This is a genomic window from Bradyrhizobium sp. CCBAU 45321 (genome assembly GCF_028128975.1).
GTDB lineage: Bacteria > Pseudomonadota > Alphaproteobacteria > Rhizobiales > Xanthobacteraceae > Bradyrhizobium > Bradyrhizobium yuanmingense.
This window is the reverse complement of the sequence record NZ_LFKZ01000125.1, coordinates 12,190-24,965: the sequence shown is the minus strand read 5'-3', so window position 1 is coordinate 24,965 and position 12,776 is coordinate 12,190. Positions and strand designations below refer to the sequence as shown.

The window sequence follows — 12,776 nt, the reverse complement described above, 5'->3', positions numbered from 1 at the left end:
CCCGATGCAGAGCCGGTTTCCCATCCTCGTCTTTGCGATTCTCATGGCGGCGATCCCGCTCATCCCGGGCGTGCCCCCGTTCTGGATCGTGCTGCTCGACAATATCGGCCTTGCCGCGCTGGTCGCGATGGGCCTCGTGCTGCTGACCGGCGTCGGCGGCCTCACCTCGTTCGGCCAGGCCGCGTTCGTCGGTTTCGGTGCCTACACCACCGCCGTGCTGACGACGGCCTATGGCCTGTCGCCCTGGCTGACGCTGCCGCTGTCGCTCGTGGTCAGCGGCTCGCTCGCGGTGCTGCTCGGGCTGATCACCGTGCGCCTCTCGGGGCATTACCTGCCGCTCGGCACGCTCGCCTGGGGGCTTGGGCTGTTCTACCTGTTCAGCAAGCTGGAGTTTCTGGGACGCAACGACGGCATCTCGGCGATCCCGCCGCTGTCGATCGGTGCCTTCAAGATGCTCTCGCCCGGCTCGATCTATTACGCGATCTGGGTCGCCGTGATCCTCTCGGCCCTGCTGACGATGAACCTTTTGGACTCCCGCACCGGCCGCGCCATCCGCGCGCTGCGCCGCGGCCATGTCGCCGCCGAAGCGTTCGGCGTCCACACGCCGCGGGCAAAGCTGCTGGTGTTCATCCATGCCGCGGTGCTCGCGGGCCTGTCCGGGTGGCTCTACGCCCATCTCCAGCGCGCGGTGAACCCGACGCCGTTCGGCGCGCATATGGGCATCGAATATCTCTTCATCGCGGTGGTCGGCGGCGCCGGCTATGTCTGGGGCGGCGTGCTGGGCGCCGCGATCGTCGTGATCCTGAAAGAGGTGCTGCAGAGCTATCTGCCGTTGATCCTGCCCGGCTCCGGCCAGGTCGAGACCATCGTGTTCGGCATCATGCTGGTGGCGCTGCTGCAGCTTGCGCCCGGCGGCCTCTGGCCCTGGCTGATGTCGTTCTTCCCCGAGCGCACCGACGGCAAGAAGCCGGACACCTCGCTGAAGCTGGAGCATCGCACCCGCGCGCCCGCCGAGACCGGCGTCCTGCTTCAGGTCGAGAAGGCGCGAAAGCAGTTTGGCGGCGTGGTCGCGGTGAACAACGTGTCCTTCGACGTGCAGGCCCGCGAGATCGTCGCGCTGATCGGCCCGAACGGCGCCGGCAAGAGCACGACCTTCAACCTGATTACCGGCGTGCTGTCGGCAACCTCGGGCTCGATCTCGGTGCTCGGCAGGAAGGTCGACAACGCGCCGCCGCAGGGGATCGTCAAGCTCGGTATCAGCAGGACCTTCCAGCACGTCAAGCTCGTCCCCGACATGACCGTGCTGGAGAACGTCGCGATCGGCGCACATTTGCGCGGCCATTCCGGCCCGATCTCCTCGATGCTGCGGCTCGACCGCGCTGACGAGGCCAAGCTTCTCGCCGAGGCCGCCCGCCAGATCGAGCGCGTCGGCCTCGCCGAGCAGATGCACCAGCTGGCAGGCTCGCTCTCGCTCGGCCAGCAGCGCATCGTCGAGATCGCCCGCGCGCTCTGCGTCGATCCGATGCTGCTGCTGCTCGACGAGCCGGCAGCCGGACTGCGCCACATGGAAAAGCAACGGCTGGCCGCACTGCTCCGCGAGCTGCGCGACGGCGGCATGTCCGTCCTTTTGGTCGAGCACGACATGGGCTTCGTGATGAACCTTGCCGACCGCATCGTGGTGCTCGATTTCGGCACCAAGATCGCGGAGGGCACGCCGGCGACGATCAAGACCAATCCCGAAGTGATCAAGGCCTATCTCGGAGTGGCGGCATGAGCACGCTGTTGTCCGTCACCGACGCGCATGTCGCCTATGGCAAGGTCGAGGCGGTGCGTTCGGTCTCGCTCGAAGTGGGCGCCAACGAGATCGTCACCATCGTCGGCGCCAACGGCGCCGGCAAGACCACGCTTCTCTCGGCCATCATGGGCATCCTGCCGCTGAAGGGCCGCGTCGCCTTTGCCGGGCAGGATCTCGCCCGCCTCGACATCGAGGACCGTGTCGCGATGGGCCTCGGTCTCGTTCCCGAGCATCGCGAATTGTTCGTGACCATGAATGTCGAGGACAATCTCGAGCTGGGCGCGTTCCGGATCGAGCGCAGCAAGGCCAAAGCCTCGATGGAGCGGGTCTATGCGCTGTTTCCGCGGCTGAAGGAGCGGCGCAAGCAGCTCGCCGGTACGCTCTCCGGCGGCGAGCAGCAGATGCTCGCGATGGGCCGCGCGCTGATGGGCGAGCCGAAGCTCTTGATGCTGGACGAGCCGAGCCTGGGCCTTGCCCCGATCATCGTCGCCGACATCTTCCGTATCGTCACCGAGCTCCGCGCCGCCGGCGTCTCCGTGCTGCTGGTCGAGCAGAACGCACAGGCCGCGCTGAAGATCGCGGACCACGCCTACGTCATGGAGCTCGGCGAGTTCGTGCTCAGCGGCAAGGCCAGCGACATCGCCGCCAACGAACGGGTCGCGGCAAGCTATCTCGGCTTCCAGCACGAAGGCGAAAGTGCGATTTAGTGTCGCCTACCCTCCCCTGGAGGGGGAGGGTCGCTTCGCATGTAGCGGAGCGGAATGCGAAGCGGGGTGGGGTGACGGTCTCTCCGCGTCGTAGACTGCCCGTGTTGAGAGATCACCCCACCCCGCTCGCGCTTCGCGCGATCGACCCTCCCCCTCCAGGGGAGGGTAAAAGAAGAAGTGGTTACGGAGCTACACCCGCTGTCTTCTCCCCCTTCAGCGCCGCAACCTCCGCTTCCAGCTCTGCGATCCTCGCATCCCTCGCCGCCAGCGCGGCCGCGACATCGGCTGCATCAAACTTCTGCGGGATGTGCTGCGGGCAGTTGGTGTCCCAGGCTGCGATCTTGAACAGGATCACCTGCTCGGGCCGGGCGCGGTAGCCTTTCGGCATCAGTGACGTGGTCAGCGCTTCGTCGTCCTCGACCACGCGCGCCTCGCCCCAGATCTTCACACGGCGGCGGTGGGCGTAGTCCATCACGAAGATGTAGGCCTTGGAATTCTCCGAGAGATTTCCTTGCGTGATGAACTGCTGGTTGCCGGCATAGTCGGCGAAGGCGAGCGTCTGCTTGTCCAGCACCTTGAGAAAGCCCTTCGGGCCGCCGCGGTGCTGGATATAAGGCTGGCCGTCGGCTGAGGCCGTGGCGAAATAGAAGCTGTTGGCGTCGGCCAGGAACGCGGCGAGATTGTCGTCGACCTCGGTGCGCCAGCCGCGCTGCTCGCTGCGCGCATAGGCCTCGCGCGAGCCCTTGCGCGCCTGGATCGTCTTCACCGCCGGCGAAAAGGCCACGTCGCTGGCATAAGTATCAATTGCCGTCATCGGAACGTCTCCTGAAATTCCGGCGCATTGCTGCGTCTTCCGCGCCTAATCTGGGCCCTTCGGCGTCTAAAACAATTGAGCAGCTTGACACTTCATCATTGCGATATATGCAATAATGCCCATGGACCGCCTGGAAGCCATGCAAGTCTTCGTCACGGTCGCCGACCTGCGCGGCTTTGCGCCGGCCGCACGCAAACTGCGGCTGTCGCCGTCGGCGGTGACGCGGATGATCGCGGCGCTGGAGGAGCATCTCGGCGCGCGGCTGCTGCAGCGGACCACGCGGCAGGTGGCGCTGACTGACGTCGGCACGCGCTATCTGGAGCGCGCGCGGCGCATCCTCGCCGACGTCGAGGAGGCTGACGGCTCGGCGCGGGAGGAACGCCATCGGCCGAGCGGGCGCCTCGTCGTGTCCGCGCCGGTCGGCTTCGGCCGCCTGCATGTCGGGCCGGTCATGACCGCCTATCTCAAGCGCTATCCCGAGGTCACGGCCGAGCTCAGGCTGTCCGACCATCTCGTCAACCTCGTCGAGGACGCCGTCGATGCCGCGGTGCGGATCGGCCATCTCGCCGATTCCTCGCTTGTCGCACGCCAGGTCGGCGAGATGCGACGGATCGTGGTGGCCGCGCCCGGTTATCTCAAGCGCAACGGCGAGCCGAAGACGCCGGAAGCGCTCGCCACGCACCAGACCATCCAGTTCGGCCCCTGGTCCGAATGGCGCTTCCTGCGCGACGGCCGCGATATCGGGCTGCCGCTGTCGCCTCGCTTCATCAGCAACAGCGCCGACGCCGCCCTGCAATATGCCGAGGCCGGCGGCGGCGTGACGCGGGTGCTGGCCTATCAGGCCGCCGAGGGCCTGAAGCGCGGACGCCTGAAGATCGTGCTGGCGCAATACGAGCAGCCGGCGCTGCCGATCCACATCGTCTACCCGACCTCGCGCCTGCTCTCGGCCAAGGTGCGCGCGTTCGTCGATCTCGTGGTGGAGACGGCGGAGTGGAGGTTTGGGTGAGGACTGTCGTTCCGGGACGATCCGCAGGACCGAACCCGGAATCTCGAGATTCCGGGTTCTCGCTTCGCCAGCCCCGGAATGCCAACTAGCTTTTCTTCGGCACCACCCGGAACGTGCCGCTGGCCCGCGCGATCACGGCGTCGTCGGCCTTCACCAGGCAGTGCGCGAAGCAGATCGTGTTCCCGGTCTTGATCGCCTCGCCCTCGACCGCGAGCCATTGGCCGATCTCGGCAGCGCCGACATAATCGACCGACAGCGAGATGGTGACGAACGACGTGGTCCAGCCCGTCGCCTGGGCGCAGCTGTAGCCCATGGCGGCGTCAGCGAGCGCCGCGATCAGCCCGCCATGGATCAGTCCGCGGGCGTTGGTGTGTGGCGTCGCCAGGCGCAGTCCGACGGTGACGCCCTTGTCGGTCTTCTTCGAATAGAGCGGCTCCCAGGGATCGGTCAGCGGCGCTTTACGGAAATGCGGCTCGTAGCCGGCGGGGATGTCGGTGCGGGTCATGGCGGTCTCGCTTCATTGCCTTGGCTGCATTGGAAGCGAATGACGCGAGGAATGCATCACCTACAAAGCTTTAAACGGAATTTGTGCAGATGTTTGAAACGAGCCCCGCCATCGCCGCAACGGCCCGACGATTGCGACCTTTGTCCGCAATACATGCTGCTTCCGATCCTGTTAGGCTTTGGTCGCAGCCTGCTTGTGGCAAAGGCTCGCAGGCGATAATTATACCATATAACGTTTGCGCAAAGGGAGAGCGGTGGTCGCCCGAGCAGCGACAAATCCATGCAACATGGCTGACGTAGATGGCGCGACACGGCGCGCCTCAGTTCCGGCTTGAATGCGTCGGCGAATTAGATAACATGTTAATTAACGAGACCGGGCCAACGAAGCCCGCCGTCGCAAAAGGGAGAGACGCGTGATGAGGAAAGCCTGTCTGGCCTTGCTGCTGGCAGCAAGCGTGAGCCCTGCGCTCGCGCAGGACAAGACATTTGAGCTGAAGGTCTCGCACTGGGTGCCGGCATCGCATCCGCTGCAGAAATCGCTGGAAGACTGGGTGGCTGCGGTGAACAAGGATTCCGGCGGCACCATTACCGGCAAGGTGTTTCCGGCCCAGCAGCTCGGCAAGGCCTTCGACCATTACGACATGGCGCGCGACGGCATCGCCGATGTCACCTATGTCAATCCCGGCTACCAGCCTGGCCGCTTCCCGATCATCGGCGCCGGGGAATTGCCGTTCCTGATCTCGGATGCCAAGGGCGGCTCGATGGGGCTCGACGCGTGGTATCGCAAATATGCCGAGAAGGAGATGAAGGACGTCAAATACTGCCTCGCCTTCGTCCACTCGCCCTCCTCGTTCCATTCCCGCACCAAGAAGATCGTCAACCCTGAGGACGTGAAGGGCATGAAGATCCGCCCCGCCCACGCCACCATGGCGAACTTCGTCACCTCGCTCGGCGGCACCAACGTGCAATCCTCGGCGCCGGAAGTGCGCGACATCATCGAGCGCGGCGTCGCCGACGGCGTCACCTTCCCCTGGGGCTCCCTGGTGCTGTTCGGCATCGACAAGGTGACCAAGTACGACATGGAGGCGCCGCTCTACACCACGACCTTCGTGTTCGTGATCAACAAGGACAAGTACAATGCGATGTCCGACAAGCAGAAGGCCGCGATCGACAAGAACTGCACGGTCGAGATGGCAGGCGCGGTCGGCGAGCATTGGGGCAAGTTCGAGGACGCCGGCATCGCCAAGGTGAAGGCGGAATCCAGCCATGAGGTCTACAAGCTGACCCCCGAGCAGATCGCGGCCTGGAAGAAGGCCGCCGAGCCGCTGGTCAAGACCTGGGGCGACGGCGCCAAGAAGGCCGGTGCCGATCCGGATGCGGCGCTCGCCGAGCTCAAGGCCTCGCTGAAGAAGTACAACGCGTTGGCGGAGTGACGCCCAGCAGTGGCACGCGCTCACTGCACCTCTCCCGCTTGCGGGAGAGGTCGCGCCGAAGGCGCGGGTGAGGGCTCTCTCCTCTTGGGGGTTCTCGATTGTGGAAGCACCCTCTCCCCAACCCTCCCCCGCAAGCGGGGGAGGGAGCGCACCTCCCTCGCGGACAAACTGAACCCGGCTTCGCTGGATTTAGATAGGAATCTTCCCCCATGAAGCGCTCCTGGATGGATCGCGTGATCGACTCGATCGAATGGATCGCGGCCGGCTTCGTCGGCATCGTCGCGCTCGACATCTTCCTGTCGGTGCTGTTGCGCAACACGCTGAACTATTCGATCCCCGACAGCTTCGACATCGGCCGAATGCTGCTCGGCATCCTCATCTTCTGGGGAATCGCGGCAACCTCCTATCGCGGCACCCACATCACGGTCGACCTGGTCTGGGGCAATGTCGGGCCGCGCCATCAGCGCTGGATCGACGTGTTCGCGACCCTGGTGCTGCTGTTCGTCGTCACCGTGCAGACCTGGACGCTGTTCGACAAGGTCCGGCTGACCTACAACGACAACGTTCAGACCTTCGACCTGCACATGCCGACATGGCCGTTCTTCCTCGTCGCGTGGATCGGCGACGTCTGCGCCGTGCTGCTGATCGCGATCCGCACGTACCGGCTGATCTTCCACCCCGAAGACATGCATGAACCCAAGATCAAGGTGACGGAGTGACCATGAGTACCGACGCCGTCGCCGTCATCGGCTTCGTCGCCCTGTTCGCCCTGATGCTGCTGCGCGTGCCGGTCGGCATGGCCATGGGCCTCGTCGGCGTGTGCGGCTTCAGCTATCTCGTGGGCTCGACACCGGCCCTGAAGATGGTCGGTCAGGTCACCATGCGGACCGTGACCGACTACACCTTCGGCGTCATCCCGATGTTCCTGCTGATGGGCTCCTTCGTCAGCAATTCCGGCATGAGCCGCGAGCTATTCCGCGCCGCCAACGGTTTCGTCGGACATTTGCGCGGCGGACTCGGCATTGCCACCGTCGGCGCCTGCGGCGGCTTTGCCGCGATCTGCGGCTCGTCTGTCGCGACCGCGGCGACCTTCTCTGCCGTCGCCTATCCCGAGATGCGGCGCTTCGGCTATCCGCAGTCCTTCGCCACCGGCGTCATCGCGGCCGGCGGCACGCTGGGCGCGATGCTACCGCCATCCACTGTTCTTGCGGTCTACGGCATCATCACCGAGCAGGACATCGGCAAGCTGTTCATCGCCGGCATCATCCCGGGCCTGCTCGCGATGACCATGTACATGATCACGATCTCCCTGATCGGCTATTTCCGCCCCGACTTCCTGCCCAAGGGCAAGGTGACGCCGTGGCGCGAGCGCTTTGCCGGATTGAAGGAGATCTGGGCGCCGGTGCTGCTGTTCATCTTCGTCATCGGCGGCCTCTACGGACTGCCCTTCCTGCCGCGCTTCACGCCGACCGAAGCCGGCGGCGTCGGCGCGACTGGGGCCTTCATCATCGGCGTGCTGACCGGCCGCCTCGACCGCGAGAAGGTGCTGGCCTCGCTGCTGCAGGCGACGCGCACCGCGGCTGCGGTGTTCACCGTGCTGATCGGCGCGCTGATCTTCGGCTATTTCCTGACGGTGACGCAGACGCCGCAGAAGGTGACGGAATTCCTCACCGGGCTCGGCCTCGGCCCCTACGGCGTGCTGGCCCTGATCATGGTGATGTATCTCGTGCTCGGCTGCCTGATGGATGCCATGGCGATGATCATCCTGACCGTGCCGATCATCTTCCCGGTGATCATGCATCTGGGGTTCGATCCGATCTGGTTCGGCATCATCATCGTCGTGACCGTCGAGCTCGGCCTGATCACTCCGCCGGTGGGCATGAACGTCTTCGTCATAAAAAGCGTGGTGAAGGACGTCTCCTTCTCCACCATCTTCCGGGGCGTAAGCCCGTTCGTGGCAACGGACCTCGTGCGCCTCGTGATCCTGATCGCCTTGCCGCTGCTGGCGACCTGGCTACCGACGCGGATGATGGCGCATTAGCTTGGCGAAGACCGTTACTTGCCCTCCCCTGGAGGGACCCTGGAGGGGGAGGGTCGATCGCGCATAGCGCGAGCGGGGTGGGGTGACGGTCTCTCCACATTGAAGACTGCCCGAGCGGAGAGATCACCCCACCCCGGCGCTTCGCGCCGACCCTCCCCCTCCAGGGGAGGGTAAGACGCGGGTATCGTTCGTCATGGTCAATTAAGAGGTGAAGCGATGACCACCCCGACCCTCGAAACAAGATACGTTTTCACCATCACCGCGCGGATCGGCGACGTCGTGACCGCGGGCGAGACCGGGATCGGCGTCCGCCGGATCATTCCGATCATCGGCGGCGAGGTGACGGGCGCGGTCAGCGGAAAGGTGCTCCCCTTCGGCGCCGACTTCCAGACCATCCGGCCCAACGAGCTGATCGATCTCGAAGCGAAATACGCCTTCGAGACCGAGGACGGTGCGACCGTCTACGTCGAGAACAGAGGTATGCGCTTCGGCCCGGTCGAGCTGTTGCAAAAGCTCAAGCGCGGCGAGCCGGTCGATCCGAAACTGATCTATTTCCGCACCGTGCCGAGGTTCGAGACCGGGCACGAAAAGTACCGCTGGCTGATGGAGCACATCTTCGTGGCGTCTGCGGCGCGCCATGCGGATCGCGTCGTGATCGACGTGCATCAGGTGATGTGAGGGAGAGGCCGTAGGGCCTCTAGCCGGATCGCGCCGGACGATGCTGCGCATCGCCGGGGGCGACCCGGATGAGGTGAAGACGCCTACAACGTCTCTTGCTTATGCCCGCAGTTCTTGCAGGCGAACTTGACGCGGGTCTGGCCCTTCTCCGCCTGCACCCGGTTCGGCGCTCCGCACTTGCCGCAGACGGCCTCGATGCGGGTCGTGCCCTGCTTGACCACGATGGTCTTCTTTTCCATCGATTCGCGGATCAGGCGCTCGGCCTCCTCGCGCAGGGATTGTTTCGACAAAGCTAGTCTCCGCCTCTGGAAAGCGCGAGAGCCATATCGCACCTGCACGCGAAGCACAATGCACCCTGCCTGCCGCGCGCGCCCCTGTCGCCCCAGAGGGCGCGCTGCGACCGTTCGCCTTACGCCGCCTTGGAGACCTCCATCAGCAGCCGCTCGGCCTTGGCATCCTCGATGCGGTTCACGAGGCGGCTGCTCTCATGATTGTCGCGCACGGTCTTGGTCAGGGTGACGCAGGTCTGGATCATCATCACGATCCCCATGGTGAGATAACCCTTCATCCAGAGGTCGATCGGCAGGAAGAAGATGCCGATGGCAACGAGGAAGGCGGACGCTGCGAAGGACGCGTAGGTGAAGCTCACCCAGGCACCGCTGTGGGGCTGGCCGTTCTGGTTCATGATAGTCTCCTGTCGATTGGAATGATGATGGTGTTCGGGTTCGAACTTGAGATCAGGCCGCCGGCATGCGCCTGGACTTCAACCGCGCCAGCACGTCGTCTGCGGTCGTCTTGAGCCGCGGGCCGAAGCCCTGCTCGGCGAGTCGTTCGGCGGTGGCGAGCGGACCGGTGGCCGCGTCGAGCTCGACCAGGGCATCGTCGGCCGCTTGCGCCTCCATCTGCCGCTCGCGCAGACGCTTCAAGGTCCCCTCCGCCTCCGGCAATTTCGATTCATAGGGGCGCGCGGCCTCGATGCCGCTGCGGCGAAGCGAGCGCACCGCTTCCGAGGCGCGGGCGATGCGGCGGCCGCGATCGAGCTCGGTGATGCGGGCCTGCGCGTTGGCGACGTGGCGCTTCAGCCGCGCGATCTCGGTCGCGAACAGCGCGCGCGCCGTCATGGCCGCATCGCGATCGGCCTCCAGCGCCGCAATGGCTTCGGCGGCCTCCTTGGCGAGGTCCTCGCGGCCGCCATCCAGCGCCGCAACGGCACGGGTTTCAAGATCGGCGATGCGCGCATTCGTGGCCTCGAGCTTGCGGCCTTCCTGCTGGTCCTGCGCGATCGCCAGCGCCAGCGTGCGCTTGCTGCGCTCGACGGCTGCGGCCGCATCGCGCATCTGCTGGTCCAGGATCAGAAGGGCGGTGCGGTCTTCCAGTTCCTCGCCCGCAGCGGCGACGCTGCCGCGGAAGAGGGTCACGACGGTCTTGAACATTGGTTGCTCCCTGTCTATGAGCGTTGCTCACAAAAGCTTTGTAGCAGGAAACGTGAACATCGTTCAATATTATTTTGAGCGGCGCTCACAAACTTGATTAAGAATGACTAAGGCCTTGGAACGGCGAGAGAAATTGCGCGACGCCCTGATCCAGGCGGCAGAACAGATGATCGCCGAGCGGGGGTTGGCAGGTCTGAAGACGCGCGATTTGGCCCGCGAGATCGGCTGTGCCAATGGCGCGGTCTATAATCTCGTCGCTGATGTCGACGAACTGATCCTGCGGGTCGGCTCGCGCACGCTGCTCCGGCTCGACGAGGCGCTGACTCTCGCAACAAATGCCGGCGAGCCATCGCCACGGGAATCCCTGGTCCGCATCGCCCTCGCCTATTGCGATTTCGCCGCCGAAAACCTCCAGCTCTGGCGCGCGCTGTTCGAGCACCGGATGGAGACGGGCAAGCTGGTGCCGGACTGGTCCGTGCACGACCAGATGCAGCTGTTCCGTCATATCTACCAGCCGCTGGCCGCGCTGTTTCCTGGGCGCAGCCCGGAGGAACTCGGCATCACCGCACGCAGCCTGTTCTCGGCCGTGCATGGCATGGTGGCGCTCGGGCTGGAGCAGAAGCTGGTGGCCGTGCCGCTGCCGGCGCTGCGCAAGGAGATCACGGGCCTCGTGCGTGCGATGATCGACGGGCTGATCGCGCACGACGTGAAAGGAGCGGCGGCGGCTGACTAAAATTTCACCTGTCGCATCGCCAGTCGCGCGCTTAGCCTTCGAGCCGTCCCTCACCTCTCGGAGCACCTCATGCCCCTCCTCATCCGCGGCGGCACCGTCGTCAATCACGATCATTCGCGCCGCGCGGACGTGCTGATCGACGGCGAGACCATCGTCGCGATCGGCGCAGCGCTCGATGCGCCGACGGGTAGCGAGGTCATCGATGCAGGGGGCGCCTATGTCATCCCGGGCGGGATCGATCCGCACACCCATCTCGAAATGCCGTTCATGGGCACCGTCACCGCCGACGATTTCGAATCCGGAACCAAGGCGGCGCTGAGCGGCGGCACCACCATGGTGGTGGATTTCTGCCTGCCCGATCCCGGCCAATCCATGCTGGCAGCGTATCAGGAGTGGCGGCACAAATCCGAGAAAGCGGCCGGCGATTACGGCTTCCACATGGCGGTGACGTCATGGTCGAAGCAAATCCATGACGAGATGGAGATTGTGGTCAAAACCTACGGCATCAACACCTTCAAGCATTTCATGGCCTACAAGGGCGCGCTGATGGTGAACGACGACGAGCTCTACAACTCGTTCGCGCGTTGCGCCCATCTCGGCGCCATACCGGTTGTCCATGCGGAGAACGGCGACGTCGTCGCCCTGATGCAGGACGCCCTGATCGCGCGCGGCGTCACGGGGCCGGAAGGGCACGCCTATTCGCGGCCGCCGGAGGTCGAGGGCGAAGCCACCAACCGCGCCATCATGATCGCCGACATGACCGGCACGCCGGTCTATATCGTGCATACCAGCAGCCGCGAGGCGCATGAGGCCATCGCGCGGGCACGCGCCGCCGGCAAGCGCGTCTATGGCGAGCCCCTGATCCAGCATCTGCTGCTGGACGAGCGTGAATATCAGAACAAGGACTGGGATCATGCCGCACAGCGCGTGATGTCGCCGCCGTTCCGCGACAAACAGCATCAGGACAGCCTCTGGGCCGGCCTGCAAGCCGGCTCGCTCCAGGTGGTTGCGACCGATCATTGCGCCTTCACCACCGAGCAGAAGCGGTTCGGGCGCGGCGATTTCAGGAAGATCCCGAACGGCACCGGCGGCCTCGAAGATCGCCTGGCGCTGCTCTGGACCGCGGGCGTCGCCACGGGGCGGCTGACCAAAGAGGAATTCGTCGCGGTGACCTCGGCGAACATCGCCCGCATCCTCAACATCTATCCGCGCAAGGGCGCGATCGCCGTGGGTTCGGATGCCGATATCGTGGTGTGGGATCCCAAGGCGAGCAAGACCATCAGTGCCAAGCGGCAGATGAGCCGGATCGATTACAACGTGTTCGAGGGTTTTGCCTGCACCGGCGGTGCGGCCGCGACGCTATCGCGCGGCCGTATCGTCTGGAAGGATGGCGATCTGCGCGCCGAGGCCGGCGATGGGCGATACGTCGAACGTCCCGCATTCTCGCCGGTGCATGTGGCAAACTCGGCCTGGAAGGAACTGACGGCTCCGCGCGCCGTCGCACGCGGTGCGGTGACGCCGTAAGCCATCGCGCTCCCTGGCAGACATCCGGGCAACGACAGCCTCGATCTCGGAGAGACTTAGGAACGAACGGCTGGAGGCCTCGTTGTCGCGTAGTTTCTCTCCAGCACG

Annotated in this window: 14 protein-coding genes; 9 read left to right on the top strand and 5 right to left on the bottom strand. The window is 65.0% G+C overall.

The window, feature by feature from the left end:
* Positions 1-4 precede the first annotated feature (4 nt).
* Together ACM43_RS21820 and ACM43_RS21815 are read left to right on the top strand one after the other, a co-directional pair.
* Positions 5-1,774: a branched-chain amino acid ABC transporter ATP-binding protein/permease gene (locus tag ACM43_RS21820; RefSeq protein WP_271542810.1), complete on the top strand. Its 1,770-nt coding sequence runs from the start codon at positions 5-7 to the stop codon at positions 1,772-1,774.
* A complete protein-coding gene (locus tag ACM43_RS21815; RefSeq protein WP_225111652.1) occupies positions 1,771-2,502 on the top strand; it encodes an ABC transporter ATP-binding protein in 732 nt (243 codons plus the stop codon). The genes ACM43_RS21820 and ACM43_RS21815 overlap by 4 nt, the downstream gene beginning before the upstream one ends.
* A gap of 181 nt (positions 2,503-2,683) precedes the next feature.
* On the opposite strand, the gene ACM43_RS21810 is transcribed toward ACM43_RS21815, so the two are convergent.
* On the bottom strand, positions 2,684-3,316 hold the full coding sequence (locus ACM43_RS21810) for a pyridoxamine 5'-phosphate oxidase family protein (RefSeq protein ID WP_271542809.1): 633 nt from the start codon (positions 3,314-3,316) through the stop codon (positions 2,684-2,686).
* A gap of 121 nt (positions 3,317-3,437) precedes the next feature.
* On the opposite strand from ACM43_RS21810, the gene ACM43_RS21805 reads away from it, so the two are divergent.
* Positions 3,438-4,322, top strand: coding sequence for a LysR family transcriptional regulator (locus ACM43_RS21805; protein ID WP_271543084.1), 885 nt, complete (start codon positions 3,438-3,440; stop codon positions 4,320-4,322).
* An 85-nt stretch (positions 4,323-4,407) separates the two neighbouring features.
* On the opposite strand, the gene ACM43_RS21800 is transcribed toward ACM43_RS21805, so the two are convergent.
* On the bottom strand, positions 4,408-4,827 hold the full coding sequence (locus tag ACM43_RS21800; protein ID WP_271542808.1) for a PaaI family thioesterase: 420 nt from the start codon (positions 4,825-4,827) through the stop codon (positions 4,408-4,410).
* Between the two features lie 415 nt (positions 4,828-5,242).
* Between ACM43_RS21800 and ACM43_RS21795 the strand changes: the two genes are divergently transcribed.
* The 4 genes from ACM43_RS21795 to ACM43_RS21780 all read left to right on the top strand — a co-directional run bounded on the left by ACM43_RS21795 (position 5,243) and on the right by ACM43_RS21780 (position 8,978).
* Positions 5,243-6,259: a TRAP transporter substrate-binding protein gene (locus tag ACM43_RS21795; RefSeq protein WP_271543082.1), complete on the top strand. Its 1,017-nt coding sequence runs from the start codon at positions 5,243-5,245 to the stop codon at positions 6,257-6,259.
* 209 nt (positions 6,260-6,468) lie between these two features.
* Entirely contained in the window at positions 6,469-6,978 is a 510-nt protein-coding gene (locus ACM43_RS21790; protein ID WP_035997911.1) for a TRAP transporter small permease, read from the top strand.
* Between the two features lie 2 nt (positions 6,979-6,980).
* On the top strand, positions 6,981-8,300 hold the full coding sequence (locus ACM43_RS21785; RefSeq protein ID WP_157283672.1) for a TRAP transporter large permease: 1,320 nt from the start codon (positions 6,981-6,983) through the stop codon (positions 8,298-8,300).
* A gap of 216 nt (positions 8,301-8,516) precedes the next feature.
* Positions 8,517-8,978, top strand: coding sequence for a DUF3237 domain-containing protein (locus ACM43_RS21780; RefSeq protein ID WP_271542807.1), 462 nt, complete (start codon positions 8,517-8,519; stop codon positions 8,976-8,978).
* Between the two features lie 83 nt (positions 8,979-9,061).
* Here ACM43_RS21780 and ACM43_RS21775 read toward each other — a convergent pair whose 3' ends face one another.
* The 3 genes from ACM43_RS21775 to ACM43_RS21765 all read right to left on the bottom strand — a co-directional run bounded on the left by ACM43_RS21775 (position 9,062) and on the right by ACM43_RS21765 (position 10,411).
* On the bottom strand, positions 9,062-9,268 hold the full coding sequence (locus tag ACM43_RS21775; RefSeq protein ID WP_025033895.1) for a hypothetical protein: 207 nt from the start codon (positions 9,266-9,268) through the stop codon (positions 9,062-9,064).
* A gap of 119 nt (positions 9,269-9,387) precedes the next feature.
* Entirely contained in the window at positions 9,388-9,663 is a 276-nt protein-coding gene (locus ACM43_RS21770; RefSeq protein WP_035997898.1) for a YiaA/YiaB family inner membrane protein, read from the bottom strand.
* Between the two features lie 52 nt (positions 9,664-9,715).
* The gene (locus ACM43_RS21765; protein WP_271542806.1) at positions 9,716-10,411 is read right to left on the bottom strand and encodes a PspA/IM30 family protein; all 696 of its coding nucleotides are present in this window, start codon (positions 10,409-10,411) and stop codon (positions 9,716-9,718) included.
* Positions 10,412-10,514: 103 nt separating this feature from the next.
* Between ACM43_RS21765 and ACM43_RS21760 the strand changes: the two genes are divergently transcribed.
* Together ACM43_RS21760 and hydA are read left to right on the top strand one after the other, a co-directional pair.
* Positions 10,515-11,144 (top strand): TetR/AcrR family transcriptional regulator, encoded by a 630-nt coding sequence (locus ACM43_RS21760; protein ID WP_271542805.1) that lies wholly within the window; start codon positions 10,515-10,517, stop codon positions 11,142-11,144.
* A gap of 69 nt (positions 11,145-11,213) precedes the next feature.
* On the top strand, positions 11,214-12,668 hold the full coding sequence (gene hydA, locus ACM43_RS21755) for a dihydropyrimidinase (RefSeq protein ID WP_271542804.1): 1,455 nt from the start codon (positions 11,214-11,216) through the stop codon (positions 12,666-12,668).
* Positions 12,669-12,776: the final 108 nt, after the last annotated feature.

What these genes read in the sequence shown, in the direction of transcription:
- ACM43_RS21820 (WP_271542810.1), top strand. Translation starts at nt 5, where the DNA reads ATGCAGAGCCGGTTTCCCATCCTCGTCTTTGCGATTCTCATGGCGGCG.
- ACM43_RS21815 (WP_225111652.1), top strand. Translation starts at nt 1,771, where the DNA reads ATGAGCACGCTGTTGTCCGTCACCGACGCGCATGTCGCCTATGGCAAG.
- ACM43_RS21810 (WP_271542809.1), bottom strand. Translation starts at nt 3,316, where the DNA reads ATGACGGCAATTGATACTTATGCCAGCGACGTGGCCTTTTCGCCGGCG.
- ACM43_RS21805 (WP_271543084.1), top strand. Translation starts at nt 3,438, where the DNA reads ATGGACCGCCTGGAAGCCATGCAAGTCTTCGTCACGGTCGCCGACCTG.
- ACM43_RS21800 (WP_271542808.1), bottom strand. Translation starts at nt 4,827, where the DNA reads ATGACCCGCACCGACATCCCCGCCGGCTACGAGCCGCATTTCCGTAAA.
- ACM43_RS21795 (WP_271543082.1), top strand. Translation starts at nt 5,243, where the DNA reads ATGAGGAAAGCCTGTCTGGCCTTGCTGCTGGCAGCAAGCGTGAGCCCT.
- ACM43_RS21790 (WP_035997911.1), top strand. Translation starts at nt 6,469, where the DNA reads ATGAAGCGCTCCTGGATGGATCGCGTGATCGACTCGATCGAATGGATC.
- ACM43_RS21785 (WP_157283672.1), top strand. Translation starts at nt 6,981, where the DNA reads ATGAGTACCGACGCCGTCGCCGTCATCGGCTTCGTCGCCCTGTTCGCC.
- ACM43_RS21780 (WP_271542807.1), top strand. Translation starts at nt 8,517, where the DNA reads ATGACCACCCCGACCCTCGAAACAAGATACGTTTTCACCATCACCGCG.
- ACM43_RS21770 (WP_035997898.1), bottom strand. Translation starts at nt 9,663, where the DNA reads ATGAACCAGAACGGCCAGCCCCACAGCGGTGCCTGGGTGAGCTTCACC.
- ACM43_RS21765 (WP_271542806.1), bottom strand. Translation starts at nt 10,411, where the DNA reads ATGTTCAAGACCGTCGTGACCCTCTTCCGCGGCAGCGTCGCCGCTGCG.
- ACM43_RS21760 (WP_271542805.1), top strand. Translation starts at nt 10,515, where the DNA reads ATGACTAAGGCCTTGGAACGGCGAGAGAAATTGCGCGACGCCCTGATC.
- hydA (WP_271542804.1), top strand. Translation starts at nt 11,214, where the DNA reads ATGCCCCTCCTCATCCGCGGCGGCACCGTCGTCAATCACGATCATTCG.